This window comes from Nonomuraea monospora, from assembly GCF_039531895.1.
In the GTDB taxonomy this organism is placed as follows: domain Bacteria; phylum Actinomycetota; class Actinomycetes; order Streptosporangiales; family Streptosporangiaceae; genus Nonomuraea; species Nonomuraea monospora.
This window is the reverse complement of record NZ_BAAAQX010000020.1, coordinates 110373-135192: the sequence shown is the minus strand read 5'-3', so window position 1 is coordinate 135192 and position 24820 is coordinate 110373. Positions and strand designations below refer to the sequence as shown.

The following is a 24820-nucleotide window of genomic DNA, read 5'->3' as shown; positions in this document are numbered from 1 at the left end:
CGCGTTTATGGCAGCGCTGATTCCGGCTCGCGCGGTGCCGCCGCGAGGTGTCGGGCGCGCAGCAGTGGGACGGCGGCGGCCATGCTCAGCGCCGTGGCTACGACCAGGCCGGTGAGCAGAGGCAGCGGCGACGAGGCGTCCTCGGCGAGCCAGTCGCCGGGCCGGCCCAGCAGGACGTTGCCCAGGGTCTCGCTCAGCGTGACCACGGCGATCAGGGTGCCGCTCACGCGGCCGAGCAGCCGGTCGGGCGTGATCGCCTGGCGGTGGCTCAGCAGCGCGATACTGACGACGATCATGCCCGCCTGCGGGACGAGGTTGCCGAGCGTGTACCACCACGGCCCGCCCGACAGGGTGAGCAGCAGGAGGAACGGCTGGCTCGCCAGCAGGGCCGCGACCGCCAGCCGGTAGGCGCCGAGCCTGCGGTGCAGCAGCACGGCTACCAGCGGCCCCAGGGCGGTCGCGCCGTAACCGGTGACCATCATGGACAGCGAGATGGTCTCGTGGTCTGCCAGCGCGCCGCGCGCCGCCCCCTCCATCTCCTCGATGAACCCGCCGGTCAGGCCGGTCACCATGACGCACAGGGCGATCGCCCGCAACACCGGCTCCCTGAAGGTGAACCGCAGCCCTTCCAGCGTCTCCCGCCAGAGCCCGGTTCTGGGCGATGGCGGCTCCTCGTCCGCCTGGACCCCGCGGAAGGCCACCGCCGCGCAGGCCGCCATCGCGGCGACGGCGACAGCGAGCACCAGGCCGTCGCCGTCGGCCCAGGAGAGCGCGGCCCCGAACACCACCATGACGAGCAGCGGCAGCACGTGCAGCACGGCGTTCGCGGTGACGAGGCGTTCCCGTCCGACGATCGACGGCAGGTACGCCTGCTCACCGACCGGCGCCAGGGCCGTCACGGCGGACGTCGTCACCGCCACGGCCGTGAAGACCGGGCCGCTCACCGCGTCGGGGCCCTGCGCCGCGACGGTGGCCGCCGCGAGCGCGACCACGCCCGCCCACGCCATCGCGACCAGTACGGTACGACGGCTACGCGCCCGGTCCACCAGCGCCCCGAGCAGCGGCGCCACCAGGATGGCCGCGATGAGCATCGCCTCGCCGCGCAGGCCGTACAGGATCATCGACGGGTCCCGCAGCCCGAACAGGACGGGCATGATGAACGTCAGGGAGAGGGCGGAGAGGGCGGCGGCGAGGCCGAAAAGCGGAAGCCGCCGCGGATGTAACGGGCTGGACGTGATCATCCGGACATCTTCCTACAACGCCGATGACTCATTGTCGAAGTCGTTCCGTAGCGTTTTGTAGCCACGGCGGCAGGTGTCGCCGCCTGCGTGGTGACATGACCACGAAGCGGTATGGCAGAGGCCATTCGCAGGGCGGACAGTTGAATTCCCTCCGACACGGGAGACTGCGCATGGAACCCCTGCCGATTCCGGCCCCCGGTGAGCGAACCTCACAGACCGTCCGCCGCTTCAGGGACGAAGGCGGCCCCGTCGTCCCCATCGAGCTGCCGGGCAAGGTCAACGCCTGGATGGTGTGCTCGTACGACAGCGTCAGCGAGGTGCTGCTCAACGACGGCACCCTCTACAGCAAGAACGCACTCAACTGCCCGGCGCTGCACGACGGCACCATCCCCCCTGACTGGCCGCTGCGCCAGATCGTCGAGGGCAACCATCTGCTGACCAAGGACGGCGCCGACCACCGCCGGCTGCGCGGCCTCATCAACCGCGCCTTCACGCCCGGCCGGGTGGCCGCCATGGCGCCGCGCATCCAGCAGATCACCGACGGGCTTCTCGACCGGCTGGCAGCCGAGGGCGAGGTGGTCGACCTGGTGCGGCACTTCAGCGAGCCGCTGCCCATCGCCGTGATCTGCGAGCTGTTCGGCGTGCCCGAACAGGAGCGCTACCAGCTCCGCGAATGGACGAACACGCTGCTCTTCCACACCGCCAGCCCGGAGGAGGCCGCCACCGCGGCGGGCGACATGCTGGCGTACCTGGGGGCGTTCATCGAGCGCAAGCGCGCCGAGCCGGGCGACGACCTCACCAGCGGGCTGATCAAGGTGCAGGAGGACGACGGCGACCGGCTGTCGGACGAGGAGATGTTGTGGATCCTGTGGCTGGTGCTCATCGCCGGTCACGAGACCACCGTGCACATGCTCGCCAACACCGTCATCGCCCTGTGCGCCGACCGCGCCCAGCTCCCCGGCGCCAAGAACCAGGAGGCCTGGGAGAAGGTCGTGGAGGAGGCGCTGCGCAGCCGCAGCTCGGTGATCAACGTGATGTTCCGCTACCCGCTCCAGGACGTGCGGGTGCTGGGGACGGACATCCCGGCCGGCGCGCCGATCGTGGTCGGGCTCGACGGGGCGGGCACGGACCCGGCCAGGTACGGCCAGGACGCCGCCCGGTTCGACGCCTCGCGCGAGCCGGACGCGCACGTCGGCTTCGGCCGCGGGCCGCACTTCTGCCTGGGCGCGCCGCTGGCCAGGCTGGAGATGCGGATCGCGCTGTCGTCGCTGTTCGGCCGCCACCCCGGCCTGCGGCTCGCGATCGGGGTGGACGACATCGGCTACACGCCCTCGCTCATCACCGAGGGGCCCATGCGGCTGCCCGTGGTGCTCGGCCCCCGGAGCTGACCGGTGAGGTGGTGCTGGACGACGGGGCCCAGGACGGACGCGGCGTCCTGCCTCGACAGCGAGGCCAGCGGCCCGATGCGCAGCACGTAGCGGGCCGTGGCCACGCCCAGCAGGTAGGCGCCGGCCAGAGCGGCGCGCAGCTCGGGCTCGTCGGCGTCGATCGCCTTGGCCAGGGGCAGCATCACGGCGTCCGTCATGAACGCCGTGACCATGGCCGACGCGCTCGGCGCCGCGGCTGCCGCCCGTACCACGGCCAGCATCCGGGGGCCTGAGTGCGGGTCCTCCCACAACTCCAGGTAGCGGCGGGCGAGGCGGACGCCGAGGTCGGCCACCTCGCCCTCGCCGGCCAGCGTCACCAGGTCGCGCACGGGCGGGTCGGCGCGCAGGGCGGCGTCGAACAGGCCGTCCTTGCTGCCGAAGAACTGCAGCACCAGCGCGGGATCGACGCCGGCCTCCCTGGCGACGCCGCGGATCGTGGTGCCGTCGTAGCCGGAGTCGGCGAAGCTGCGCTGCGCGGCTTCGAGAATCTCCTCGCGCGTACGTGTCGCGCCGGGCCGCCGGCCGCCCGCCCGTTGTTGTCGTGGCATGTGATCAGCGTAACTCACCGCTGTTGAGTTAGTCGTGCTACGGTTTAACTCAACAGCGTTGAGTTTCTCTCTGAGGAGTCCGGCCATGGAGTACCTGCTCATCAGGCAGCGGTTCACCGACTACGACACCTGGCGCGCGGCGTTCGAGGAGCTGGCGGAGGTGCGGGCGGCGGCGGGCATGCGCACCGTCCTGGTCAGCGTCGACGCCGAGGCTCCCGAGGAGGCGGTGGTGCTGTTCGAGTGCGAGGACGCGCGGGCGATGCGGCAGCACTTCGCCTCCGACGCGCTCAAGGAGGCGCACCGGAAGGCGGGGGTGGTGCCCGGCAGCAACCAGGCCAGCGTGCTGCTTCCGCGGTGACGGGGGGTCGCGTCAGAGCAGCGTCTCCCGCAGGCCGGTGACGAGCGGGTCGACCTCACCCACCCGCCAGGCCACCGCCACGCTCGTACGCCCGTCACCCGCCGCCCCGCCCCTGCGGTCGGCGTCCGCCGCTTCGCTCCCGCGCCCGACACTCGGCACCAGCCGGCGGAAGGCCACCCCCTTCAGCCGGATGCGGCGGATGCTCGCGGGTGCCACCGACACCCCCAGCCCCGCCTCCACCAGCGCACACACGGTCTGCCACTCCACCGCGTGCTGCGCCACCTCGGGCACGAACCCGGCGTCCCCGCACATCCCCACGATCCGGTCGTACAACCCGGGCCCGTGCTCGCGCGGCAGCAACACGAACGGCGAGCCCGCCAGCCGGGCAAGATCCACCGCGCGCCCGGCGGCGAGCGGGTGCGCGGCGGGCAGCACGGCCACGAACGGCTCGCGCAGCACGGTCGCGAACGCCAGCTCAGGCTCGTCGTCCGGCGGCTCCCGCAACAGCCCCACGTCGATCCGCCGCTCACGCAGGGCGGCGAGCTGCGGCCCGGTCGTCATCTCATGAATCTCGATGCGCACCCGGGGAAACCGCTCCCGATAAGCGCTCAGCAGCTCAGGCAGGATCGTCAACGCCAGCGACGCCGCGAACCCCAGCCGGATCCGCCCCGCCCGCCCGCTACCCACCGCCCGCGCCGCCGCCAGCCCGCCCGCCAGCTCTTCCAGCGCCCGGCGCGCGGCCGGCAACAACTCCCGCCCGGCCGCCGTCAGCGCCACCCGCCCCGGCGTCCGGCTGAACAGCGCATGCCCCACCTTGCCCTCCAGCCGACGGATCTGCTGGCTCAACGGCGGCTGCGCGATGCCCAGCCGATCGGCGGCATGACCGAAGTGCAACTCCTCCGCCAGCACCACGAACGCGTGCAACTGTGCCAGCGGCAGTTCCGGGCGATCCATACCTCCAGAGATATCAGCTCATCCACCTTCCCGTCTTAGACGTATCGGTGCTGGTCACGTACCGTTCTGCGCATGACGGAACGACGCGCCATCCTCAGCGGTTCCACGTTCGAGGAGCAGATCGGATACGCCAGGGCCGTGGTGGACGGCGACTGGGTGCACGTGTCGGGGACCACCGGGTTCGACTACGCGACGATGACCATCTCCGACGACGTGGTGGAACAGGCCAGGCAGTGCCTCCGCAACATCGGCCAGGCACTGGAGGAGGCGGGATGCGGCTTCGGCGACGTCGTCCGCGTGCGCTACATCCTCCCCGACCGTGCCGACTTCGAGCCGTGCTGGCCGGTGTTGCGGGAGTGCTTCGGCACGGTGCGGCCCGCGGCGACGATGTTCATGTGCGGGTTGTCGGACCCACGGATGAAGATCGAGATCGAGGCGTACGCCCGACGGCCCGCACCCTGACCGTTTTCGGGAAGAATGCCGCGCATGCGTCAGCCGCACAACGTCGTGGTGCTCCTCTACAGGATGACGGCAGACCGGCCCGAGTACGCCGTCTTCCAGCGGGCCGACGACGGCAACTGGCAAGGGGTGAGCGGCGGCGTCGAGGCGGACGAGTCCGCCGTCGCCGCGGCCCGCCGCGAGGCCGCCGAGGAGACCGGCCTGCCGGACGGCGCGCCGTTGTACCGGCTGGACATGGTCAGCGGCGTGGAGAAGGAGTGCTTCGCCGCCGCGTCATCCTGGCCCGAGGACCTCTACATCGTGCGGAAGCACTACTTCGCCATGGACGTCACCGGGCGGGCGGACGGGGTCGTGCTGTCGGGGGAGCATCGGGCGGTGCGGTGGCTGGGGTACGCGGGCGCGTACGAGGCACTGCGGTATGACGACGACAGGACGGCGCTGTGGGAGCTCGACCAACGCCTGCGCCGCGCCGACCTTCAGGAAGCCCTTTAGGCGCCCGTCCACCTCCGATCACGTCGGCACGCGAGCCGCCGCCGCCCCCAGCTCGATGGGCCACACCACCAGCAGGTACGACTCGCGTGGACGGTTGGACAGCCGTCGGCCACGGGAACGGCCGTGGACGCGCAGGCCGTAGCGGCCCGCGCCCTGGTAGGTCAGGTTGGGCCGCTGGTCGCCGTCCGGGGACAGGTTGACGACCTGCATGACTCCGGTCGTCGTGACGAACTCCACCTCCTCGGCCTCCTCCCAGCCCTCCGCCGGGAAGCGGGGCGCCGACGGCTGCCAGTTGATGAGCACGTCCACCGTGCCCCTGCGCTTCAGCGTGCGGATGACCAGCGAGTCGGGAGCGGCGGCGACGAGACCGGCGGGCAGCTCCGGGGCGGGTGCCGTGTCCTGGAACGGGTTGACGACGCGTAACCGGTGCTCGTCGGCCACGGCCACGGCACGCTCGGGTGCGGGCACGTGCTGGCGCGGTGGCGGCGCGCCGGCGATCCGGCCGCGCTCGCTCTGCGGCAGGCCGTGCTGCTTGGCCCACTCGCGGATCTCGCGCGACTTGTCGGGCAGCCCCAGCTCCCGCGCCACGCCGATGCCGAGCCTGGCGTGGGCCTGCGGTCCGACGTCGATGGGCCACGCGGTCACCTGGTAGAACTCCGCCGGGACCCCGGACACGGCGTCTTCCGCCACGTCCCTGCCACGGGCGTGCACCCGCATGCCGTAGCGGCCGGGGCCGTGCGCGGTGAGCACCGGCAGGCTGTCGGCCAGGCCCATGCCGAAGCCGCCGAGGCGCATCTCGCCCGTGAAGCTGATGAGCTGGACGTCGTGCACCTCGTCCCACCCCTCGTCGCCCAGCTCGGTGGGCGGGGCGTCGGCGAGTCGTATGGTGACGTCCACGACGCCGGTGTGCAGGCCGGTCAGGATGACGGCGGCGCCGGGCGCCGACGCGGTCAGCCGGTTGGGCACGTCGAACGGTGCTACCGCGTCGCCCTGCTCCTGGATCAGGAGCTGGTGGTGGCTCACGTACACCTCGGCCCTGGCGGACGTGCTCATGCGGCGGCTCCTTGGCGCGGACGGCTGCGGCGATCGGGCAAGCGTGCCAGCCGGGTCCGACAGAAACGCCGTTCCCTTCGGTGGGCGTCAGCCGGTCAGGGCCTTGAGCAGGCTCGTGACGCCGATCGAGTCCAGGAGCGAGGTGGAGGCCGAGGCCGAGGCGGAGATCGACGTGCCCCCGCTCGCTGCTGTGGACGGGTTCGCGCAGGCCGGCGGGTAGCCGGTCAGGGTGCTCAGGATCTGGCTCACCCCGACGGCGTCCAGCAGCGTGGCCGGGCTCTGGGCCGGGCTGGCCGCCGCTGCCGCGGAGGGTGAGCCGGCCGGGGCGCAGGCGCCGGGAAGGCCGGCGACGAGCGCTTCGAGGTACTGGGCGATCTGGGCCGTGTCGATCTCCCCGAGAGGTGGCAGCTCCGTGCCCGCCTCCACACCTGGCTTGGTGTCTGCTTCCGTGCCCGGTGCCGTTGTGGCGCGGGCGCACACCAGCACCTGGCCGATCAGGTCCTCGAACATCGCCTGGACCGGCGAGACCGTCGCCCCGTCCGCGCTGAGCGGGGAGGGGCCGAAGCTGGGCGCGGTGGACGTGGAGGCGCTCGGCGCGGCGGAGGCCGAGGTGCTGGGGGCGGCGGACGGGCTCGGGTTGGGGCCCGACGGCCTGCTCGGGCTGGGCAGTGGCGGAAGGCTCGGGCTCGGGCCGGCGACACCAGGCTGACTCTGAACCGGACTCGGCGCCCCGACACCGGGCTGAACCGGAGCGGCCCCATCCACGCCAGGCTGAACGGGGGCAGCTCCGCCCACGCCGGGCTGAACAGGAGCGGCCCCGCCCACGCCAGGCTGGACGGGGCTGGAGCCGCCGGTCCCCGGCTGGTTCGGGTCGGTGCCGCCGGTGCCGGGCTGGATGGTGGCGGCGCTCCGGGGCTGGTCGGGCAGGGCGTGCTGCGGCTGCCCGGGAACGGCCTGCTGCGCCTGGCCGGGCAGGGCCTGCTGCGGGTCGTACGGCATGGCGTGGCGCGGATCGTAGGGCGCGGCCAGTTGCCCGCCCGGCATGACGTACGGGAACGCGGGCGCGAGGTACGGCACCGCGGGAACGGCGGGCGCCCCCGCCCCGGCCGAGAAGAACCCGTGCAGCCGGGTGCCGGCGACGACCGCGTCCATGAGCCCCTGGATGTCCTCGGCGGTGATGCTCCCGGCGAGCGGTGGAGGTGGTGAGACGTTGATGCTCAGCACGTCCCGGTTGCTGCACTGGGTGGCGGTCTCGCTCTTGGCGTCGTCGGCGATCGCCGGCGCGGCGGTCGCGAGCAGGGCGGCGGAGGTGGCGGTGGCTACGGCAAGTGCATGCCGGTACATGATGCTCCCTGAGGGTGATGATCTAGTTATTGCTGCGATCAGTACCCTTAGTGGTGGTTCAGTTACTTCATAGTTGGATCTAGCCCTCTTTACGACTGGCGTCGCAGAAGGAGCCGGATCATGCGGCCGTTCCTCATCTCCCTGTTCGCGACCCTCGCCCTCATCACCGCCTGCGCCGACGCCGCGCCGACCGATCCGGCCCTGCGCGCCGAGCTGCTCGCGATGCTCGAACTGGACCAGGAGGTCAGGACGCTGGAGGCGTCCCAGGAGGACTGGGACCGCGTGGAGAAGGCGAACACCGACCGCATGCGTCAGATACTCGACCAGCACGGCTGGCCCGGGTACGCGGCGGTCGGCGAGGACGGGGCGCGGGCCGCGTGGGCGCTCGTCCAGCACGCCGACCGCGATCTGGAGCTGCAGAAGCGCGGCCTGGAGCTGATGCGGCGGGCCGTGGAGAAGGGCGACGCCGACTCGTCGGACCTGGCGTTCCTGGTGGATCGGGTGCGGGTGGCGGAGGGGAAGCCGCAGGTGTACGGGACGCAGTGGGAGACGGACCCGCAGGGCGCGTGGCGGCCGCGCACGCCCATCGAGGACGAGGCGAAGGTGGACGAGCGGCGGGCGGAGGCCGGGCTGAAGCCGTTGGCGGAGTATCTGGAGGAGCTCAAGTCGGCGGGGTGATAGCGGTATATTGAAGCGCTGTTACATCTGTGGAAGGAGCCTCCCCTTGTATCCCGCGATCGAACCGTACGAGCACGGCATGCTCGACGTCGGCGACGGCAACCTCGTCTACTGGGAGGTCTGCGGCAACCCGGACGGCAAGCCGGCCGTGGTGGTGCACGGCGGCCCCGGGTCGGGTTGCTCGGTCAACATGCGCCGCACGTTCGACCCGGAACGTTTCCGCATCGTGCTGTTCGACCAGCGCAACTGTGGCCGCAGCCGCCCGCACGCCAGCGACCCGGCCACCGACCTGACGCACAACACCACCCAGCACCTGATCGCCGACATGGAGTCGCTGCGCGAGCACCTCGGCATCGACCGTTGGCTGCTGTACGGCGGGTCGTGGGGCTCGACGCTGATCCTGGCCTACGCCGAGACCCATCCCGAGCGGGTGTCGGAGATCGTCATCCCCGCCGTCACGATGACGCGGCGCTCCGAGACCGAGTGGCTCTACCGGGGCGCCGGCAGGTTCTTCCCCGAGGCGCAGGAACGGTTCCTGCGCGGCGTGCCCGAGGCCGACCGTGACGGGGACGTGTTCCAGGTGCTGGCGGCGTACTCGCGGCTGCTGGCAGACCCCGACAGGGACGTGCGGGAGCGCGCCTGCCAGGACTGGATCGCCTGGGAGGACGCGGTGATCTCGCAGGAGGTCAACGGCAAGCCGAACGCCTACAGCGACCGTCCCGCCGACGCGCAGATGGCCATGGTCCGCATCTGCGCCCACTACTTCTCCAACGCCGCCTGGCTGGAGGAGGGCGTGCTGCTGCGGGACGCGGGGCGGCTGGCCGGCATCCCCGGCGCGCTGGTGCACGGCCGCCTCGACATGGGCGGGCCGCTGCACACGGCCTGGGAGCTGACCAAGGTCTGGAAGGACGCCAGGCTGCACGTGGTGGAGGACTCCGGGCACACCGGCAGCGAGACGTTCAGGAAGGTACTGCACGAGGCCATCGAAAGCTTCTCGCCGCAAAGGTGAACCCGCGGCTCCTTCGCGATCATCTCGGGGGTTTCGGACGGTGCCCCTGGTGACCATCGCCTCGCCGTCGGACGACTCCGTACGGGTGAGCCGCGGGTTCTCCGGCTGGCAGGCGGACAGGGCGCGGCGAGGCGCCGCCAGCGACATCGCCACACCTTGTCCGCTCGCTGACCTGCCGTAACCGTAACCGGGCCACCCATTCGGCCACCACCTATTTAGCGTTCGCGCGGGCCTTCAGCGTTTGCGGCCGGTGCGGGGGCGTGAGGGGCGTTCGGGTGGCAGGACCTCCACCGACGTCTTGCGGATGTGGTCGTAGACCAGCGACGTGCGTACGTCGGCGATGTTGCGGTGCCGTGAGACGTGGTCGAGCACGAAGTCGCGCAGGTGGCCCGCGTCGCGCACGCCGACCTGGATGATGAAGTCGTCACCGCCCGACACGACGAACACGGCCAGCGTCTCCGGCAACGCGGTCACGTAGTCGCGGAAGCCCTCCACCGCCTCACGGATCTTGGGGTGCAGGCGCACGTTGATCAGCGCCTGCACCGGGCGGCCGATCGCGTCGAGGTTGACCTCCGCGTGGAAGCCCTCGATCACGCCGGACGCGCGCAGCGACCGCACCCGCTCCAGGCAGGTCGAGGGGGCGATGCCGAGGTGCTCGGCCAGCTCCCGGTTCGTCTGGCGACCGTCTCGCTGCAGCTCGGCGAGTATCGCCGTATCAAGTTCGTCCACGTACGCAGCTTGGCACGTCTTTCCGAATTATCTGCGGAAAAACGGCTTCTCGCTTGGTCAAAGGGCGGATTCGGTGTGAGTGTTCTGGCAGAACTTCGGAGGAGGGATGTGTTGATGACGGTGCTGGACGAGCTCGAACGCCGTACCGATCTGCCCACCAAGGAGCTCGCGGTCAAGTGGGTTATCGTGATCGACCGCGACCTGCCCAGGGGGCTGCAGGCCAACGCCGCCGCCTGCCTGGCCGCTTCCGTCGGGGTCGCCGTGCCCGCCATCGTCGGGTCGGGCGGCACGGACGCCTCCGGCCTCGCGCACGCCGGGCTGCCGTGGACGGGCTGCACGGTGCTGGGGGCGCCGGGCGCGATCGTGGGGCGGATCAGGAAGGACGCCGCCGCCGAGGCCGACCTCGTGGTGGCCGACATGGCGGACGTGGCGCAGCAGACCAACGTGTACGACGAGTACCTGGCCGCGCTGGCGCGGACGGAGGAGCCGTCGTACTACGCGGTCAGCCTGTTCGGGCCGCGAGGGGTTGTGGAGCGGCTCACCGGGCGGTTGCCGTTGTTGCGGTGAGTGGTCTCGAAGGGGGTGCCGGGCGGGGTGCTGCTCAGGAGCTGCCCGGTAGCAGCCTGGTCGCGAGGAGGACGGCGAAGACGATCAGCGCCGCCCCGCACGCCGCCTCCAGCACCCGCACCCCCACAGGCGGCAACGCCCTGCGCAGCCCCGCGATGAGCCCCGCCGAGACGAAGCACCAGGCGAGCGAGGACGCCATGAACCCGGCGAAGAACACGACCAGGCTCCCGACCCCCGCGTCCTCGCCCAGCACGGCGCTGACCGCGCCCGCCGCGCCTGACCAGTAGACGACGTTCCAGGGGTTGCCCAGCGACATGGCGGCACCGACCGCGACCGCGCCCCGGCCGGACCGGTTCTCACGGGGAAGACCGGCCGTTGACGGGCGGGGGGGAGGCTGCGTCCTCTCCGGCCGGTGACCGGCGGGGGAAGGCGGCGTCCTCTCCGACCGAAGACCGGCGGGGGAAGGCGGCGTCGCGCAAGCCGGTCACCCCCAGCCAGGCGAGCAGCAGGCACCCGCCGACCGTCATCGGCACCCGCAGCACGGGCACCGCGAACAGCGCCCCCACCCCCGCCAGCCCCAGCACCGCCCACACGGCGTCCCCCGCCAGCGACCCGGCCTGCACCGCGAACGCCGGCCAGAACCCGCCCCGCACGCCCCTGCGCAACGACTCGCTGAACACCGCTCCCGGCGCGGCGTTGAACACCAGCCCGATCCAGAGGGCCAGCGTGAAGATCTCGGACATGGCGTTCACTCTGCTGCCGGGCTCAGGGCGGCGTCTTGTCAGATGTTGACGGCCCGGTACCGGCCGGGCGTGATGGCGTACGCGGCGGTGAAGTGCCGGTGGAAGTGGGCCTGGTCGGCGAACCCCAGCCCGTGGGCCACCTCCGCGACCGCCTGCCCGCCGCGCAGCCTGCGCCGCCCCTCGGCCAGCCTCGCCTGAAGGTGCCACGCGTACGGCGGGCAGCCGGTGGCCCTGGTGAAGGAGCGGACGAGGTGCTCCCTGGACATCCCTGCCTCGTCGGCGAGGTCGGCCAGGCTGGGCGCGCGGGAGAGGTCGGCCCTGAGCCGGTCCAGGACGGCGGCGATCCTGGCATCCCCCGGCGCGGGCCCGGGCTCGGATGGGCGGCGGGCCGGGGCGGCAAGGTCGAGCAGGCGCAGAAGCAGAAGCGTCAGCCGCTCCTCAACCAGCGCGAGAGCAGCCTCCCGCACCTCACCGACCCGGCGGGCGTCGCCTCCCGCTTCGCCGAGCCGGCGGATGTCGTCTCCCGGCTCGTGGAGGTGGAGGGTGTCGCCTCGCGCCTCTCGGAGATGGGGGGCGCCGTCTCCCGACTTGCCAACGAGGCGGGTGTCGCCTCGCGCCTTGTGGAGGTGACGGGTGTCGTCCCCCGCCTCGCCGAGGTGGCGGGCCGCGCGGAGCAGTTCCCGCCGCAGCTCAGGAGCACGGACCACGGGACGGGAGAAGTCCGGGGGCGGGCCGCCGACGAGCCCGCCCACCACCTCCGGCCGGACGTACCAGCTCACACACGTGAACGCCGAACCGCCCGGCGTCCGGGTGGTGCAGGACTGGACCTGCCCCGGGTTGTACGCGGTGACCTCATCCAGATCGACCTCGAACGAGGCCCGGTCCAGCCGCACCCGCTCCCGCCCGCGCACGTTGACGCTGATGACGTACTCGTCGTGGCTGTGCCGGGCGAACCCGCCGGACGCCGGTGTGACGACGGCGAGCTGGGTGCCGTTGACCTCCCTGACCTGCATGTCGGCCAGATTAGGTCATATAGGAGGAACCAGCTCGAAGTACCGGTCGAGCACGGCCTTGTCCCCGCGCACGGCCAGCGCCTCGGCCGGGATCCGCTGCCAGAGGAACAACATCAGATCCGAGGCCGTCCCCGACAGCTCGACGTCGAAGGGGTCGTCGGAAGCCCCGAGACGTACGTGCTCGCCGTCGAAGCACACCGCCCACACCCCCGCCCCGTCCGTCCGTACGAACCGGAACCGCTCACCCGCGCCGGGCGGCGCCGACTTCCAGGCGCGCCGCGTGGGCGCCATCACCTGGAACGTCTGCGTGACGGCGTCCGCCGCGATCTCCTCGTGGACGGGGCCGGGCACACCGACGGTGTGCTCGGCGTCCCAACGGTGCACGGCGGCCTCGATGACCTGCATCCGCAGCCAGAACCCGACCGTCTGCTCCCGCGACCACGTCCACACGCGGGTCTCCGGGGGAAGCTCCTTGAACAGGGTTTCCAGCCGGCCCGCCCCCTCCTCGAAGGCGTCCAGCAGGGTGGCGGGGATCGGCCCGGAAGTGGGCGAACGGTCGGGGGAGGGCCAGCCCGCCGTGTCGGCGGGCAGCTCGGTCGCGGCCAGTACGGCGGGATCGGGCGGCGCGTCGAGCCGGTCCCTGATGATGGCGATCACGAACCGGTGCACCGCGGCCAGGTGGAACACCAGGTCGGACATCGTCCAGCCCGGACAGGACGGCACGGCGGGCGCGTCGCCCGCCTCGGCGGCCTCGCGCGCGGCGTCGTGGAAGGCGCGTACTTCCCGATGGAAATGTGCGGCAGCGTCCATGGGTCTCACTGTGCCGCACCCCGGAGATCGACCTCCATCCGATTACGCCCCGCGGCGCCTCCCGCGACGGCCAGCGCGAGCCCCGCCATGGCGGCGCTCACCCACAGCGGCGACCGGAAGCCGAGCCCGGCGTCGATGGCCAGGCCGCCCAGCCAGGGGCCGAGCGTGGCGCCGACGTTGAACGCCGCCGTGGCGTAGGCGCTGCCCAGGGTGGGAGCGCCGCCGGCCGCGTACAGGACCTGGGAGATCAGGGTGGACCCGACGGCGAACGACAGCGTGCCCTGGACGAGGACCAGCACGATCGCGGGCACCGCCGCCCCGGCCGTCAGCGCGAACGTGGCCCAGCCCGCGACCAGCGCCACCCCGCCGGCGGTCAGCAGCGGCACGGGCCGCCGGTCGGCGACGCGCCCGCTGATCGTCACCCCGGCGAACGAGCCGAGGCCGAACAGGGCGAGCATGACCGGCATCCAGGCGGAGCCGATCCCGGTGACTCCGGTGAGGACCGGCGCCAGGTAGGTGAAGGTGCAGAACGTGGCCCCGTTCACCAGGGCGCCGAGCAGCAGGAGCACCAGCAGCCGGGGCCGGCGCAGCACCCGCAGCTCACCCCGTACACCGCCGCCTGCGGAGACGGTCGCGGGAGCCCCGCCGGGCACGGACCTCAGGACGGCGAGCACGGCGGGCACCAGCGCCAGGGCCACCGCCCAGAACGCCGACCGCCACCCCCACACCTCGCCGAGCAGCGCACCCCCGGGAACTCCCGCCACGCAGGCGATGGTGACCCCGCCGAGCAGGACGGAGGTGGCGCGCGCCTTGGCGTCGGCGGGCGCCAGGGCGACGGCGGTGGCGATGGCCACGGCCAGGAACCCGGCGTTGGCCAGCGCGGCCAGGACGCGGGTCACGACGAGCACCTCGTAGCTGGTGGTGACCGCGCCGACCACGTGCACGAGGAGGAAGACGACGAGGAAGGCGAGCAGCGCGGCCCGCCGGGACAGCCGCAGGCTGAGCGCGGCCATGAGCGGCGCCCCCACCACCATGCCGGCGGCGAACGCGGAGGTGAGCAGCCCGGCGGCCGGGATGGACACGCCCAGGTCGCGGGCGATGGCGGGCACGAGCCCGGACAGCATGAACTCGGAGGTGCCCTGGGCGAAGACGGCCAGCCCGAGCAGGTAGACAGCGAAAGGCATCAGACAGCTCTCACAGGAATGCGGGCAGGACGGAAGAACCGATCCTGCTCGTGATGGATCAGCCTGAAGAGGTCAGGCTGGATGGGCCCGTGAGCCGGTGATCCGGATGGCGAGAGCGCCTGAGGTAATGAGGGCAGCGCGAAGAGGCCACCGGACGACCGGTGGCTAGTGTCTGGATGCCTCAGGGCTGGACATACGCGTCAATCTAGCATGGACCGCTGGGAGAAAAGATCAGTGGCGGCCCAGGAACTCCAGCACCAGAGGGCTCGCCACCTGCCTGAACTCCTCGAAGTAGGCGTGCCGGGCCCCGTCGATCATCCGCAGCTCGGTCCCGGGAATGCGCCCGGCCAGCAGCGGCGCGTTGGCCGCCGGGTTGAAGATGTCGTCGGTGCCGTGCACGACCAGCGTGGGCGCGGCGATGGCGGGCAGCGCCTCCCAGGCGTCGTGCCCGGCGCTGGCGGCCAGGTGGCGGCGGCGCGCGTGGGCCGGCATGCGCGGGTCGCCGATCGTGCGGTACGGGCCGGGATGGGCGGCCAGCCAGGCGGGCGTGTACATGAGCTCCAGCAGCGCCCGCTCGGCGGCGGCCCGGTCGGCCTGGGCCAGCGACCTGCGCACCTCGTTGCTCCGCTCCACCCCGTGGGCGCCGCCCGGCGAGCTGCAGCCGAGCACCAGCGCGCCGACGCGGCCGGGATGGTCGGCCGCGAGCCACTGGGCGACCCGCCCGCCCATCGACGTGCCGTACACGTGCGCCCGCTCCACCCCGATCTCGTCGAGCACGGCCAGCACGTCCTGCGCGAACCCGCGCGTGCTGTACGGCTCGTCGGGTTTGTCGCTGTCGCCGGTGCCCCGGTAGTCGAGGGTGACGGTCCGGTACGCCGCGAAGTCGTCGCGTACGGAGTCCCACCAGCGGTGGTCGTTGGCCTGCCCCTGCAACAGCAGGAGCGGCGTTCCATGGCCTCGGACCTGGTAGGACAGCTTCACACCCGAAGGGGTCGTTGCGTAGGACACGTCTTCGATGGTGCCATGTCCGGTGCGCCGCCTCGGCTCCGACGTCCCTGCTGAGAGCCATCGAAGAGAGAGGTCGACAACAGTGAAGTACATGATCCTTTCGTACGCGTCCCAGCAGGACTACGACGAGATGTCCGGCAAGGACGCCGGTCGCGGGCCCTGGCCGGAGGACGACCTGGTGGCCATGACGACGTTCATGACGACCGTCAACAAGGAGCTGGAGGAGTCGGGCGAGCTGGTCGAGACGCGCGGCCTGGCGGCGCCCGTGCACACCCGCAGGGTCGGCGTGCGCGACGGCGTCCCTTACGTGACGGACGGCCCGTACGCCGAGACGCAGGAGGTGCTGGCCGGCTACTGGATCGTCGAGTGCGAGAGCTTCGACAGGGCCCTGGAGATCGCCGGCCGCCTGGGGCAGTGCCCGGCCCCGGCGGGCCGCTACGCCAACGCCTACGCCGACATCAGGCCCGTCATGGAGTCGGCCGACGACATGGGCTTCTGATCGGCATGGGTGCGTCCGAGGATCTGCTGCGCGAGCTGGCGCCGCAGGTCCTCGGCGCGGTCGTGCGCCGTTTCGGGCACTTCGACCTCGCCGAGGACGCGGTGCAGGAGGCGCTGCTCGCGGCCGCGACGCAGTGGCCGCGTGACGGCGTGCCGGACGATCCGCGGGCCTGGCTCGTCACGGTGGCCGCGCGCCGCCTGACGGACCTGCTCCGCGCCGAGCAGGCGCGCCGCCGCCGCGAGGACACCGTCGCCGCCCGCGCGCTGCCGGACGACTGGCTGTCGCCGCCCGCCGACCGGTCGCCGGGGGCGTCGGACGACACGCTGGTGCTGCTGTTCATGTGCTGCCATCCGTCGTTGTCGCCGCCGTCGCAGCTCGCGCTCACGCTGCGCGCGGTCGGCGGCCTGACCACGGCGGAGATCGCGCGCGCGTTCCTGGTCTCCGAGGCCACCATGACCCGCCGCATCACGCGGGCCAAGCAGCGGGTCAAGGACAGCGGCGTGCCGTTCCGGCTGCCGGGGGCAGCCGAGCGAGCGGAGCGGACCCGGGCGGTGCTGCACACGCTCTACCTGATCTTCAACGAGGGGTACGCCAGCACGTCAGGGCCCGACCTGCACCGGGCCGAGCTGGCGGCCGAGGCGATCAGGCTGGCTCGCATGCTGCACCGGCTGCTGCCCGGCGACGCCGAGGCGGCGGGGCTGCTGGCCCTCATGCTGCTCACCGACGCGCGCCGCCCCGCCCGCACCGGCCGGGACGGCGCGCTGATCCCCATGGCCGAGCAGGACCGCACGCTGTGGAACGCCGCGTTCATCGCCGAGGGCGTCGAGCTGGTCACGGCCGCGCTCTCCCGTGGCACGCCTGGGCCCTACCAGCTCCAGGCGGCCATCGCCGCCCTGCACGACGAGGCGCCGACGGCGGAGGAGACCGACTGGCCGCAGATCGCGGCGCTGTACGAGCTGCTGCTGCGCGGCTCGGCCAACCCGATGATCGCCCTGAACCACGCCGTCGCCGTGGCCATGGCGCGCGGCCCTCGCGCGGGGCTCGACCTGCTCGAAGAGCTGGCCGGGGACGATCGGCTGTCCGGCGACCACCGGCTGTACGCGGTGCGGGCGCACCTGCTGGAGATGTCGGGTGAGCATGCGGGGGCCCGCGCGGCGTACCAGGAGGCGGCCGGGCGCGCCATGAGCCTGCCCCAGCAGCGCTACCTGAACGCCAGAGCCGTCCGGCTGGAGCCTGAGGCGCCGGAGGGAGACGCCGCTCCGCCTGGCTAGAACCTGATGTGCCGGAGGGTGACCCCGATCCGCCGCAGCCGATGGCGTAGCCGGCCGTCGGAGCTGGGCGCCAGGCTCAGCCCGGCGGAGCCGGCGATCCGCTCGGCGACCTGCGGCACCGTCAGCCGGTCCGTCTCGACGTGCTCGGTGAACTTCGGCGTCCGCAGCCGCTCCAGGCACCCGTCGAGCTTGGCCACCGCGAACGCCTCCCGCTTCAGGCTCCGGCTCAGCGAGCGCTCCCGCAGCCGCGCCAGCACCGTCTCCCGGTCGGCCAGGAGCGCGAAGTGGCGCACGTCGTGGCCGGACTCGCCGAGCCGCCCCAGGATCTCGTCGTGGTAGGCGGGCTCGGTCAGCGTCATCGGCGCGATGACCACGCCTTCGTGCTTGCTCAGCACCAGGTCGAGCACCTCGAACACGCCCTGCCGCCAGGCCGGGTGGAGCTGGTAGTCGGCGCGCAGCGCGGGCGGGGTCATCCTGTGCAGGCCCAGGCCGACGTGCTCGGGGTCGCACACGACGCTCCCCGGCAGCCTGCGGTGCAGCTCGTACGCGGTCTGCGTCTTGCCCACCCCGAACGTGCCGTTGATCCACACGAGCATGCGGCTCAGCTTAGGGCGGAAGCCGTAGGACTTCTCACGTTTGGCGCAGACATGGCGTCGAATGGGGGACATGGATGAGACGATCCCGATCGGCGAGGCCGCCCGCCTGCTCGGCGTGAACGCCTCCGCGCTGCGTTACTACGAGGAGCGCGCCCTGGTCGCCCCCGTGCGCCGCCGTCAGGGGCGGCGGGTCTACGGCAGGCAGGAGCTGCGCCGGCTGGTCTTCCTGCGCACGATGCAGCGGCTCGGCGTGCCCCTGGACACCGCCAGGGCGATGCTGGACGAGCCGGGCGAGCGGTGGCGGGCGGCGGTGCGGGAGCGGATCGGGGAGCTGGAGGCCGAGATCGCCAGGGCCAGGCTGGCGCAGGAGGTGCTGCGGCACGGGCTGCGCTGCCAGGAGGAGCATCCGGCCGTGGAGTGCGAGGTCGCCACCGGGATGCTGGACCGGCTCATCGACGGCTCCTCGTTCGAACTACTGGCTGAGCACATCAGCTCGGACACGAGAAAATAATCGTCGTGGCGTGGGAATGGATCCCGCCGGGGTGTGGTTACATATCTCGTGGCCGGTGTGCCCAGTGTCCCCGGGCCTCACCTATTGCCTTCACGGAATACCGTTCGGCTGGAGCCGTGTTGTGCCTTTCGCCGAGAGGCGACACGCACACCGGTACGCACTCGTAGGGCGCCCGCTCTCCTCGGAGGGCGGGCGCTCACGTGTGTGTGCGCAAATACGGGTCGGTGACCCCGCCGGGAGAGGCCAGCGCCTCGGAGTCGAGCCCGGTCAGCCGCGCCCCCGCCTGGTAAGCGCTGTCCAGGAACTCCAGCACGGCCCCCACCGGGTCCTCCATGCCCCGCACGTCGTCGTAGCGCAGCACGGCCAGGTGGCTGCCCCTGGCGGCGATCCACTCGGCCTGGCCCGGCCGCAGCGGCTCCCGTTCCAGCCCCTCCGGCTCGGGCGCGGTGTAGGAGTAGAAGGCCGGCCACGGCCGCTCCTTGTCGCCGAACCAGAACCCCGAGCTGATGACCTCCCAGCTGTAGGCCTCGCGGGTGACCGGGTCGGTCTCCGGCGCGACCTTCACCACCCGCCCGGTGAACCGGGTGACCGCGATGTCGAAGGTGTGCCAGAAATGGTGCACGGGGCTGGTCTTGCCGGCGAAGTCGGCGGCGAACCGGTCCAGCAGCTGCACCACCTGCGACAGGATCCGCCAGTACCGGTTGATGAGCACCGGGTCGTACCGGGCGTGCAGGGTGTCCTCGGCGAACGGCGTGTCGTCGCTCAGGTCGAACGGCACGGCCCAGATCTCCGGCCGGATCCCCAGCCCGGCCAGGGTCTCGAAGAGCCGGTCGTGGAACGAGGCCACCGACCTGCCGATCAGGCTGAACTCGGCGCTGCGGCCGTCGAAGACGTCCACCACCAGCCGGTGGCGGACGAGGTCGAAGTCGACGCAGAACAGCGGCTGCTCGCCCAGCCCGCCCATCGGCCGGGTGGTGAGCCCGCGCCCGGTCGGGTGGAAGGGCACCTGCCACCAGTGGTTGCGCCGGTTGCTCGACGCGAGCCTGATCTTCCCCACGATCTGCGCGAACCGGTGAAAGGTCTCCTTGGCCTCTGTCCACTCCGCGAGCGGCATGGCCGGGAACAACTCCATGACGGCCCCCTCCGACGTAGAGCATTTCCCGACAATCGTAACTACTGTGAGTATTCGGCCAGCTCCCAGGGGTCGTGTGCGGAGAAGACCGCCACCCCGTGGTCGTGTTTGAGCGAGCGCAGGCGCTCCTGGCTCGACAGCCGCCGCGCCGCGTCCACCTGGGCGTCGAGCTGCACGAGGTCCATCAGCGGATGCGGGCGCGGCTCGCGGGCCAGCTCGCCGTGGTAGAAGTACGCGTCCCCGGCGTGCAGCAGCCACCGGTCGCCGTCCCTGACCGCCACGCCGGCGTGCCCGTCCGTGTGGCCGTCGAGCGGCACGTACAGGAAGTCCTCCTCCGGCAGGCCCGTCAGCGGGCGCACGCCGTCCACGCCCAGCCACCGGGTGCCCGTGCCCGGGTAGGACACCCAGTGCGGCGTGTGTGCCCAGTGGGTGGGCCGGTAGCGGCGGCTCGGGCCCTGCGCCAGCGCCGCCTTCAGTTCGGCCTCCATGACGTGCACCTGGGCGTGCGGGAAGTCGGGCAGGCCGCCGCTGTGGTCCACGTCCAGGTGGGTCAGGACGATGTGGCGCACGTCGGCGGGGTCGTGCCCGAGCGCCGCCACCTGCCGCACGGCCGTCTCGCCGGGGGACAGCACCGGCTCGACCAGCTCCGCCCACTCCTGTTCGAGGTGCACGGCGGGGTCGGCCACGTCGTCCAGGCCGAGGCCCGCCTCGACCAGGACCAGCCCGGCGGACGGGGTTTCGGCCAGCAGCGCGTGGCAGACGGCGCGGGCGGGGGCCTGGCCGTCGGGGGAGTCGATCTCGCGCATCGAGGCGAGGTTCAGATGGTGAATTCGCATGCGGCTAGACTGCGACTTGAAGTGCGGTTCAAGTCAAGGAGCCAGGCGTGGACGACACGTTGATCGACATCGGCGAGGTGGCCAGGCAGAGCGGGCTGGCCGCCTCCGCGCTGCGGTTCTACGAGCGCAAGGGGCTCATCCAGGCCGAGGGGCGCAACGGGCTGCGCCGCGCGTACCGGCCGGAGACCCTGGAGCGGCTGGCGCTGATCTCCTGCGCCCGCGACGCCGGGTTCTCGCTCTCCGAGATCGGCGAGTTCCTGCGGGCAGGGCCGTCCGACGAGCGGCTGCGCAGGCACATGGCGGCCAAGGAGCGCGAGGTCTCCGAGCGGGTCGACCAGCTCACCCGGCTGCGCGACAGCCTGCGCCACGCGGTGATCTGCACGCACGACCCGCTGGTGGAGTGCCCCGAGTTCAAGCAGGCCGTACGGCGGGTCCCCAGGGGCTGAACCCGCCGTGCCAAGAGGTCAGGCCGAGCTGACGTACTTCCTCGGCCGCAGGGCGTGGGCCCGCAGCGCCGCCAGGGCCGCGAGCTGCCCCGGCCGGTCCATGCGCACGGCCAGGTCGTCGCTGAACGCCAGCCCCAGCGCGGTGAGCTGCGACACCAGATCGATCACCGGCCCCGTGACGTCCTCCAGGCTCGTCGTCGGATGCCAGCCCTCGCCGCCCACCACCTCGGCCACCCGCTCGCGCAGCTTGGCGGGCGACATGAGGGTGCCGTCGGCGAGCAGCATCAGCGCCGCCTCCCTGGCCGACACCTCGAACTCGTGCTCGCCCCTGGCCAGCAGCAGCCGGGTGACCGCCGACCACATGGCCGACTTCGACTTCAGCAGCCGCAGCCCGTAGTCGGTGATGGCCAGCTTGGCCCCGTCGCGGCGGATCGCGCCCAGCTCCCGCTCGGCCAGGTCACGCAGCCGCGCGGCCTCGGGCGAGGGCGCCAGCCGCAGCGGCAGCGTCTCCCCCGAGGCGGCCACGGACAGCAGCCGGTGCAGCGCCGGCAGCGGCTGCGGGGCCACGGGGGCGTGCAACCGCACCTCGAACGGCTGCGCCAGCTCCCGCCTGGCCGGGCCGCGCCCCAGCACCCAGCGGTTGAGCCGTTCGCCGTGCACACGGTTGAGCCAGCTGTCGCCGCCGAGGTCGGCGCGCGGCTCGGTGAGCCAGCGCCGGGTCAGGGCGGTGCGGTCGACGGTCTCGCCGGCCACGATCGCCAGCTCCAGGGCGGCGGAACAGGCGATGTGCGCGCCCAGCTCCTCCGGCCCCATGATCATGCTCCACTGCAGTTCCGGCACGTCGGGCGGGAGCACCCCCGTGGCCTCCAGCGCCTGCTGGTAGGCGGTGGTGCCGGCGTCGTCGCCCTCGCGGGCGTAGGTGCGCAGGATCTGGACGGTCGTCGGGGACACACACATGGCGGCGTACCTGTCCATGCCGCCGAGCTGGAGCAGCCGCCCCAGGGAACGAGCCAGCCGCTCCATGTCGCCGCTGCCCTTGGGCTGTCCGGCGTTGGGCGGCGCGACCTTGAGCGGCAACGTGTACCAGAGGAACTCGCAGACGTCGAGCTGGGTCACCGTCTCCAGCGGCTCCCCACCCGTCAACCATTCGACGGCGGTCCTGGCCTCCTCGGCCAGATCCGGGTGAGATCGCTCCAACTCGGCGAGAAGGGCGGTGACATCCGGTGCACTCATGCCTCGAAGTTTGCCGTATCGACCCCGGGCCTGACGATGACCGAATCCGGTGCGTATTGGGTCTTGCACAGCGACTACCTAAAAAACCCCTATTGAGCCGACTGTAACGTGATCATATCCACCGTTTCTCAAACAACATGCGGGCCTTCCAGTCCACGTACGGGATCAGCTCGGCGGAGAGAATGGGGTGCAGCCACCAGAAGTTGATGAGCGCGAGCAGGGCGAACGCCCCGACGACGGCGGCGCCGAGGGTACGCCGCATCGGCATGGCCCCCTTCACCGACGACGCGGACGGACCGATCAGCAACCCGGCGCACAACGTGATGGCCAGCACCATGAACGGCACCATCGGAATGGCGTAGAACAAGAACATCGTGCGGTTGTCGGCGATGGCGAAGTAGAACCACGGCAGCCAGCCCATCGCGTACGCCAGCAGCACCGCCCCGGCCCGCCAGTCGCGCGTCGAGAAGTACCACGCCACCAGCGCCACGAGCGCGGCCACCGCGCCGAACCAGATCACCGGCGTGCCCACGCCGAGCACGGCCTGAGAGCAGTCCTTGACGCCGCACGTGTTCTGCTTGCCCTCGTAGAAGAAGGCGACGGGGCGCAGCAGCAGCGGCCAGGACCACGGCTCCGACATGTACGGGTGCGAGGTCTCCAGGCCGCTGTGGAAGGTGAAGACCTGCCACTGGTACTGCACCCACGACCGCATCGAGTCGAAGACGAAGAAGATCGGGTTGCCCGGCTCCGTCGCCCGGTCCCAGTTGCGGCCGTAGCCGCCCGCGCTGAGGAACCAGCCCGCCCAGGTGGCCATGTACGCCACGAACGGCACGACGCCGAACGCCAGGACGCCCTGCGGCACGTCCTTGTTGAACGCCCCCAGGTAGGGCCGGCGCAGCCCCACGGCGCGGCGGGCGCCGAAGTCCCACAGCAGCGACATGATCGCGAACCCGACGGCGAACGCCAGGCCCGACCACTTGACCGACATCGAGAAGGCCAGGCACACCCCGGCCGCGATCCGCCACCACCTGATGCCCAGCGACGGGCCCTGCGGTGACAGGGGCGAGGTCTCGTACCAGGTGACGAGCTTCTCGCGGGCCTGGTCACGGTCGACCACCAGGCAGGCGAACGCGGCCAGGACCCAGAACATCAGGAAGATGTCCAGCAGGGCCGTCCGGGAGAGCACGTAGTGCAGGCCGTCGAGCGCCAGCAGCAGGCCCGCGAAGCAGCCGAGCAGCGTCGAGCGGGTCATCCGGCGGGCCACCCTGGCCAGGATGAGGATGGACAGCGTGCCGACGACCGCGGCGGCGAAGCGCCAGCCGAACGGGTTGAGCCCGAAGATCCACTCGCCGAGGCCGATCATCCACTTGCCCAGCGGCGGGTGCACCACGTAGGAGGCGCACTTGTCGAGGTCGGCGGCCGTGCACGACTGCCAGATGTCGGTGTTCCCCGCGATGATCGCCTTGTCGGCGTCCTTGATCGTGACCTTCTCGACCCAGTGGGTGATCAGCGAGAAGGCGTCCTTCATGTAGTACGTCTCGTCGAACACCACGGACCTGGGATGACCGAGGTCGAGGAAGCGGAGTATCCCGCCGAACAGGGTGACGAGCAGTGGCCCCACCCATCCCCACAACACGCTGCCGCGCATGGGGGGCACGACCCGGTCACGTACGGACCGTGTCCTGGGATGGCTCTCGCCGACCTCCGAGCTCTCGTAGGCCTGGTACGGGGAATCGGTCACCGCCATTCGGACATCGTACGGGCCCCAGAGCGGTGGTTACCAAGGAAACACGGTGTATTTGGGATGCCCTGCAACAATGGTCAGGTGACTGGGAACGGCAGGTTGGTGCTGGCAGGAGCCCCTATTGGCCAGGTCGGAGACGTCTCCCCGCGGCTGCGCGAGCTGCTCGGCGAGGCGGACGTGGTGGCCGCCGAGGACACCAGGCGGCTGCGCAGGCTCGCGGCCGACCTCGGCGTCGAGCTCACCGGCAGGGTGGTGTCCTACTACGACCAGAACGAGGTGGCCCGCGCCCAGGAGCTGGTCGAGACGCTGAAACAGGGCCGCACGGTCGTGGTGATCACGGACGCGGGCATGCCGGGCGTGTCCGACCCCGGCTACCGCCTGACGCAGCTCGCGGTCGAGGCGGGCATCACCGTCACCGCGCTGCCCGGCCCGAGCGCCGTCACCACCGCGCTGGCCGTGTCGGGTCTGGCCAGCGACCGGTTCTGCTTCGAGGGCTTCCCGCCGCGCAAGGGCGGCGACCGGGGCCGCCGCCTGGGCGCGCTGGCCGCCGAGGAGCGCACGATGGTCTTCTTCGAGTCGCCGCACCGGCTGGCGGAGTCGCTGCGGGCGATGGCCGAGGCGTTCGGCGCCGAGCGGCGGGCCGCCGTGTGCAGGGAGCTGACCAAGACCTACGAGGAGGTGCGCAGGGGCGGGCTCGCCGAGCTGGCCGAGTGGGCGGCGCCGGGCGTCAAGGGCGAGATCACGATCGTCGTCGCCGGCCACGCGCCGGGCGACGACGAGCCCGACCTCGACGCGCTGGCGGCCGAGGTCGACCGCAGGGTCGCGGCGGGGGAGCGGCGCAGCCTGGCCGTGGCCGAGGTGGCCAAGGGTGCCGGCGTGCCCAGGCGAGAGCTGTATGACCTGGTTCACAGGAGAACCGCCACGCCATAGGGTGC

Annotated in this window: 29 protein-coding genes and 1 pseudogene; 13 read left to right on the top strand and 17 right to left on the bottom strand. The window is 72.0% G+C overall.

The window, feature by feature from the left end; genetic code table 11:
* Positions 1 to 5: 5 nt before the first annotated feature.
* Positions 6 to 1241, bottom strand: a complete 1236-nt coding sequence (locus ABD331_RS33775) for an MFS transporter (RefSeq protein ID WP_344483788.1) — start codon at positions 1239 to 1241, stop codon at positions 6 to 8.
* Between the two features lie 170 nt (positions 1242 to 1411).
* On the opposite strand from ABD331_RS33775, the gene ABD331_RS33770 reads away from it, so the two are divergent.
* Positions 1412 to 2629, top strand: a complete 1218-nt coding sequence (locus ABD331_RS33770) for a cytochrome P450 family protein (protein ID WP_344483785.1) — start codon at positions 1412 to 1414, stop codon at positions 2627 to 2629.
* On the opposite strand, the gene ABD331_RS33765 is transcribed toward ABD331_RS33770, so the two are convergent.
* Complete coding sequence (locus ABD331_RS33765) at positions 2563 to 3216, bottom strand: TetR/AcrR family transcriptional regulator (protein WP_344483783.1); 654 nt, start codon at positions 3214 to 3216, stop codon at positions 2563 to 2565. The genes ABD331_RS33770 and ABD331_RS33765 overlap by 67 nt on opposite strands.
* Before the next feature lie 85 nt (positions 3217 to 3301).
* Between ABD331_RS33765 and ABD331_RS33760 the strand changes: the two genes are divergently transcribed.
* Complete coding sequence (locus tag ABD331_RS33760; protein ID WP_344483781.1) at positions 3302 to 3574, top strand: antibiotic biosynthesis monooxygenase; 273 nt, start codon at positions 3302 to 3304, stop codon at positions 3572 to 3574.
* Positions 3575 to 3586: 12 nt separating this feature from the next.
* On the opposite strand, the gene ABD331_RS33755 is transcribed toward ABD331_RS33760, so the two are convergent.
* Positions 3587 to 4528, bottom strand: a complete 942-nt coding sequence (locus ABD331_RS33755) for a LysR family transcriptional regulator (protein WP_344483779.1) — start codon at positions 4526 to 4528, stop codon at positions 3587 to 3589.
* Between the two features lie 72 nt (positions 4529 to 4600).
* Here ABD331_RS33755 and ABD331_RS33750 point away from each other — a divergent pair, with 72 nt between their 5' ends.
* Both ABD331_RS33750 and ABD331_RS33745 read left to right on the top strand, forming a co-directional pair.
* Positions 4601 to 4990 (top strand): RidA family protein, encoded by a 390-nt coding sequence (locus ABD331_RS33750; protein ID WP_344483776.1) that lies wholly within the window; start codon positions 4601 to 4603, stop codon positions 4988 to 4990.
* 24 nt (positions 4991 to 5014) lie between these two features.
* Positions 5015 to 5479 carry an NUDIX domain-containing protein gene (locus ABD331_RS33745; protein ID WP_344483773.1) on the top strand — a complete coding sequence of 155 codons (465 nt, stop codon included), beginning with the start codon at positions 5015 to 5017 and terminating at the stop codon, positions 5477 to 5479.
* Between the two features lie 18 nt (positions 5480 to 5497).
* On the opposite strand, the gene ABD331_RS33740 is transcribed toward ABD331_RS33745, so the two are convergent.
* A complete protein-coding gene (locus ABD331_RS33740) occupies positions 5498 to 6532 on the bottom strand; it encodes an Lsr2 family DNA-binding protein (RefSeq protein WP_344483770.1) in 1035 nt (344 codons plus the stop codon).
* An 87-nt stretch (positions 6533 to 6619) separates the two neighbouring features.
* On the bottom strand, positions 6620 to 7876 hold the full coding sequence (locus ABD331_RS33735) for a hypothetical protein (RefSeq protein ID WP_344483767.1): 1257 nt from the start codon (positions 7874 to 7876) through the stop codon (positions 6620 to 6622).
* A 120-nt stretch (positions 7877 to 7996) separates the two neighbouring features.
* Here ABD331_RS33735 and ABD331_RS33730 point away from each other — a divergent pair, with 120 nt between their 5' ends.
* Genes ABD331_RS33730 through ABD331_RS33720 form a run of 3 tightly spaced genes read left to right on the top strand, consistent with a single transcriptional unit; the run spans position 7997 to position 9744 of the window.
* Positions 7997 to 8554 carry a DUF6624 domain-containing protein gene (locus ABD331_RS33730; protein ID WP_344483764.1) on the top strand — a complete coding sequence of 186 codons (558 nt, stop codon included), beginning with the start codon at positions 7997 to 7999 and terminating at the stop codon, positions 8552 to 8554.
* A 46-nt stretch (positions 8555 to 8600) separates the two neighbouring features.
* Positions 8601 to 9563 (top strand): prolyl aminopeptidase, encoded by a 963-nt coding sequence (pip, locus tag ABD331_RS33725; RefSeq protein WP_344483761.1) that lies wholly within the window; start codon positions 8601 to 8603, stop codon positions 9561 to 9563.
* A 49-nt stretch (positions 9564 to 9612) separates the two neighbouring features.
* Positions 9613 to 9744, top strand: coding sequence for a hypothetical protein (locus tag ABD331_RS33720; protein WP_262379834.1), 132 nt, complete (start codon positions 9613 to 9615; stop codon positions 9742 to 9744).
* Positions 9745 to 9797: 53 nt separating this feature from the next.
* On the opposite strand, the gene ABD331_RS33715 is transcribed toward ABD331_RS33720, so the two are convergent.
* Entirely contained in the window at positions 9798 to 10292 is a 495-nt protein-coding gene (locus ABD331_RS33715) for an Lrp/AsnC family transcriptional regulator (protein ID WP_344483756.1), read from the bottom strand.
* Between the two features lie 114 nt (positions 10293 to 10406).
* On the opposite strand from ABD331_RS33715, the gene ABD331_RS33710 reads away from it, so the two are divergent.
* The gene (locus tag ABD331_RS33710) at positions 10407 to 10859 is read left to right on the top strand and encodes a DUF2000 domain-containing protein (protein WP_344483754.1); all 453 of its coding nucleotides are present in this window, start codon (positions 10407 to 10409) and stop codon (positions 10857 to 10859) included.
* A 34-nt stretch (positions 10860 to 10893) separates the two neighbouring features.
* On the opposite strand, the pseudogene ABD331_RS33705 reads toward ABD331_RS33710, so the two are convergent.
* The 6 genes and pseudogenes from ABD331_RS33705 to ABD331_RS33680 form a co-directional block, all read right to left on the bottom strand.
* A pseudogene (locus ABD331_RS33705) lies at positions 10894 to 11199 on the bottom strand (LysE family transporter); the annotation flags it as partial.
* A gap of 16 nt (positions 11200 to 11215) precedes the next feature.
* Positions 11216 to 11602 (bottom strand): LysE family transporter, encoded by a 387-nt coding sequence (locus ABD331_RS33700; RefSeq protein WP_344483751.1) that lies wholly within the window; start codon positions 11600 to 11602, stop codon positions 11216 to 11218.
* Positions 11603 to 11640: 38 nt separating this feature from the next.
* A complete protein-coding gene (locus ABD331_RS33695; protein WP_344483748.1) occupies positions 11641 to 12615 on the bottom strand; it encodes a helix-turn-helix domain-containing protein in 975 nt (324 codons plus the stop codon).
* Between the two features lie 15 nt (positions 12616 to 12630).
* Complete coding sequence (locus tag ABD331_RS33690) at positions 12631 to 13425, bottom strand: maleylpyruvate isomerase family mycothiol-dependent enzyme (RefSeq protein WP_344483745.1); 795 nt, start codon at positions 13423 to 13425, stop codon at positions 12631 to 12633.
* A 5-nt stretch (positions 13426 to 13430) separates the two neighbouring features.
* Positions 13431 to 14609: a Cmx/CmrA family chloramphenicol efflux MFS transporter gene (locus ABD331_RS33685; RefSeq protein WP_344483742.1), complete on the bottom strand. Its 1179-nt coding sequence runs from the start codon at positions 14607 to 14609 to the stop codon at positions 13431 to 13433.
* A gap of 231 nt (positions 14610 to 14840) precedes the next feature.
* The gene (locus ABD331_RS33680; protein WP_344483739.1) at positions 14841 to 15617 is read right to left on the bottom strand and encodes an alpha/beta fold hydrolase; all 777 of its coding nucleotides are present in this window, start codon (positions 15615 to 15617) and stop codon (positions 14841 to 14843) included.
* A gap of 91 nt (positions 15618 to 15708) precedes the next feature.
* On the opposite strand from ABD331_RS33680, the gene ABD331_RS33675 reads away from it, so the two are divergent.
* Both ABD331_RS33675 and ABD331_RS33670 read left to right on the top strand, forming a co-directional pair.
* Positions 15709 to 16116 carry a YciI family protein gene (locus tag ABD331_RS33675; protein WP_344483736.1) on the top strand — a complete coding sequence of 136 codons (408 nt, stop codon included), beginning with the start codon at positions 15709 to 15711 and terminating at the stop codon, positions 16114 to 16116.
* A gap of 5 nt (positions 16117 to 16121) precedes the next feature.
* A complete protein-coding gene (locus ABD331_RS33670) occupies positions 16122 to 17387 on the top strand; it encodes an RNA polymerase sigma factor (protein WP_344483733.1) in 1266 nt (421 codons plus the stop codon).
* Here the strand turns inward: ABD331_RS33670 and ABD331_RS33665 are convergent.
* Entirely contained in the window at positions 17384 to 17983 is a 600-nt protein-coding gene (locus tag ABD331_RS33665; RefSeq protein ID WP_344483731.1) for an AAA family ATPase, read from the bottom strand. The genes ABD331_RS33670 and ABD331_RS33665 overlap by 4 nt on opposite strands.
* 70 nt (positions 17984 to 18053) lie before the next feature.
* On the opposite strand from ABD331_RS33665, the gene ABD331_RS33660 reads away from it, so the two are divergent.
* Positions 18054 to 18494, top strand: a complete 441-nt coding sequence (locus ABD331_RS33660) for a MerR family transcriptional regulator (protein ID WP_344483728.1) — start codon at positions 18054 to 18056, stop codon at positions 18492 to 18494.
* Positions 18495 to 18690: 196 nt separating this feature from the next.
* On the opposite strand, the gene ABD331_RS33655 is transcribed toward ABD331_RS33660, so the two are convergent.
* Both ABD331_RS33655 and ABD331_RS33650 read right to left on the bottom strand, forming a co-directional pair.
* Positions 18691 to 19626 (bottom strand): DUF5996 family protein, encoded by a 936-nt coding sequence (locus ABD331_RS33655; RefSeq protein WP_344483725.1) that lies wholly within the window; start codon positions 19624 to 19626, stop codon positions 18691 to 18693.
* Positions 19627 to 19667: 41 nt separating this feature from the next.
* On the bottom strand, positions 19668 to 20462 hold the full coding sequence (locus ABD331_RS33650) for an MBL fold metallo-hydrolase (protein WP_344483722.1): 795 nt from the start codon (positions 20460 to 20462) through the stop codon (positions 19668 to 19670).
* Positions 20463 to 20509: 47 nt separating this feature from the next.
* Here ABD331_RS33650 and ABD331_RS33645 point away from each other — a divergent pair, with 47 nt between their 5' ends.
* Positions 20510 to 20908, top strand: a complete 399-nt coding sequence (locus ABD331_RS33645; protein WP_344483719.1) for a MerR family transcriptional regulator — start codon at positions 20510 to 20512, stop codon at positions 20906 to 20908.
* Between the two features lie 18 nt (positions 20909 to 20926).
* Here the strand turns inward: ABD331_RS33645 and ABD331_RS33640 are convergent, their stop codons facing one another.
* Positions 20927 to 22141: a hypothetical protein gene (locus ABD331_RS33640; RefSeq protein ID WP_344483716.1), complete on the bottom strand. Its 1215-nt coding sequence runs from the start codon at positions 22139 to 22141 to the stop codon at positions 20927 to 20929.
* Positions 22142 to 22253: 112 nt separating this feature from the next.
* Entirely contained in the window at positions 22254 to 23888 is a 1635-nt protein-coding gene (locus ABD331_RS33635) for a dolichyl-phosphate-mannose--protein mannosyltransferase (protein ID WP_344483713.1), read from the bottom strand.
* Positions 23889 to 23945: 57 nt separating this feature from the next.
* Here ABD331_RS33635 and rsmI point away from each other — a divergent pair, with 57 nt between their 5' ends.
* Positions 23946 to 24815, top strand: a complete 870-nt coding sequence (rsmI, locus tag ABD331_RS33630) for a 16S rRNA (cytidine(1402)-2'-O)-methyltransferase (RefSeq protein ID WP_425566094.1) — start codon at positions 23946 to 23948, stop codon at positions 24813 to 24815.
* The last annotated feature ends 5 nt before the right edge of the window (positions 24816 to 24820 follow it).

Coding starts and splice junctions, on each gene's coding strand:
- ABD331_RS33670 (WP_344483733.1), top strand. CDS start 16,122: ATGGGTGCGTCCGAGGATCTGCTGCGCGAGCTGGCGCCGCAGGTCCTC.
- ABD331_RS33730 (WP_344483764.1), top strand. CDS start 7,997: ATGCGGCCGTTCCTCATCTCCCTGTTCGCGACCCTCGCCCTCATCACC.
- ABD331_RS33735 (WP_344483767.1), bottom strand. CDS start 7,876: ATGTACCGGCATGCACTTGCCGTAGCCACCGCCACCTCCGCCGCCCTG.
- ABD331_RS33675 (WP_344483736.1), top strand. CDS start 15,709: ATGATCCTTTCGTACGCGTCCCAGCAGGACTACGACGAGATGTCCGGC.
- rsmI (WP_425566094.1), top strand. CDS start 23,946: ATGCCCTGCAACAATGGTCAGGTGACTGGGAACGGCAGGTTGGTGCTG.
- ABD331_RS33685 (WP_344483742.1), bottom strand. CDS start 14,609: ATGCCTTTCGCTGTCTACCTGCTCGGGCTGGCCGTCTTCGCCCAGGGC.
- ABD331_RS33655 (WP_344483725.1), bottom strand. CDS start 19,626: ATGGAGTTGTTCCCGGCCATGCCGCTCGCGGAGTGGACAGAGGCCAAG.
- ABD331_RS33660 (WP_344483728.1), top strand. CDS start 18,054: ATGGATGAGACGATCCCGATCGGCGAGGCCGCCCGCCTGCTCGGCGTG.
- ABD331_RS33755 (WP_344483779.1), bottom strand. CDS start 4,528: ATGGATCGCCCGGAACTGCCGCTGGCACAGTTGCACGCGTTCGTGGTG.
- ABD331_RS33665 (WP_344483731.1), bottom strand. CDS start 17,983: ATGCTCGTGTGGATCAACGGCACGTTCGGGGTGGGCAAGACGCAGACC.
- ABD331_RS33750 (WP_344483776.1), top strand. CDS start 4,601: ATGACGGAACGACGCGCCATCCTCAGCGGTTCCACGTTCGAGGAGCAG.
- ABD331_RS33690 (WP_344483745.1), bottom strand. CDS start 13,425: ATGGACGCTGCCGCACATTTCCATCGGGAAGTACGCGCCTTCCACGAC.
- ABD331_RS33635 (WP_344483713.1), bottom strand. CDS start 23,888: ATGGCGGTGACCGATTCCCCGTACCAGGCCTACGAGAGCTCGGAGGTC.
- ABD331_RS33770 (WP_344483785.1), top strand. CDS start 1,412: ATGGAACCCCTGCCGATTCCGGCCCCCGGTGAGCGAACCTCACAGACC.
- ABD331_RS33710 (WP_344483754.1), top strand. CDS start 10,407: ATGACGGTGCTGGACGAGCTCGAACGCCGTACCGATCTGCCCACCAAG.
- ABD331_RS33765 (WP_344483783.1), bottom strand. CDS start 3,216: ATGCCACGACAACAACGGGCGGGCGGCCGGCGGCCCGGCGCGACACGT.
- ABD331_RS33745 (WP_344483773.1), top strand. CDS start 5,015: ATGCGTCAGCCGCACAACGTCGTGGTGCTCCTCTACAGGATGACGGCA.
- ABD331_RS33695 (WP_344483748.1), bottom strand. CDS start 12,615: ATGCAGGTCAGGGAGGTCAACGGCACCCAGCTCGCCGTCGTCACACCG.
- ABD331_RS33740 (WP_344483770.1), bottom strand. CDS start 6,532: ATGAGCACGTCCGCCAGGGCCGAGGTGTACGTGAGCCACCACCAGCTC.
- ABD331_RS33700 (WP_344483751.1), bottom strand. CDS start 11,602: ATGTCCGAGATCTTCACGCTGGCCCTCTGGATCGGGCTGGTGTTCAAC.
- ABD331_RS33640 (WP_344483716.1), bottom strand. CDS start 22,141: ATGAGTGCACCGGATGTCACCGCCCTTCTCGCCGAGTTGGAGCGATCT.
- ABD331_RS33775 (WP_344483788.1), bottom strand. CDS start 1,241: ATGATCACGTCCAGCCCGTTACATCCGCGGCGGCTTCCGCTTTTCGGC.
- ABD331_RS33650 (WP_344483722.1), bottom strand. CDS start 20,462: ATGCGAATTCACCATCTGAACCTCGCCTCGATGCGCGAGATCGACTCC.
- ABD331_RS33760 (WP_344483781.1), top strand. CDS start 3,302: ATGGAGTACCTGCTCATCAGGCAGCGGTTCACCGACTACGACACCTGG.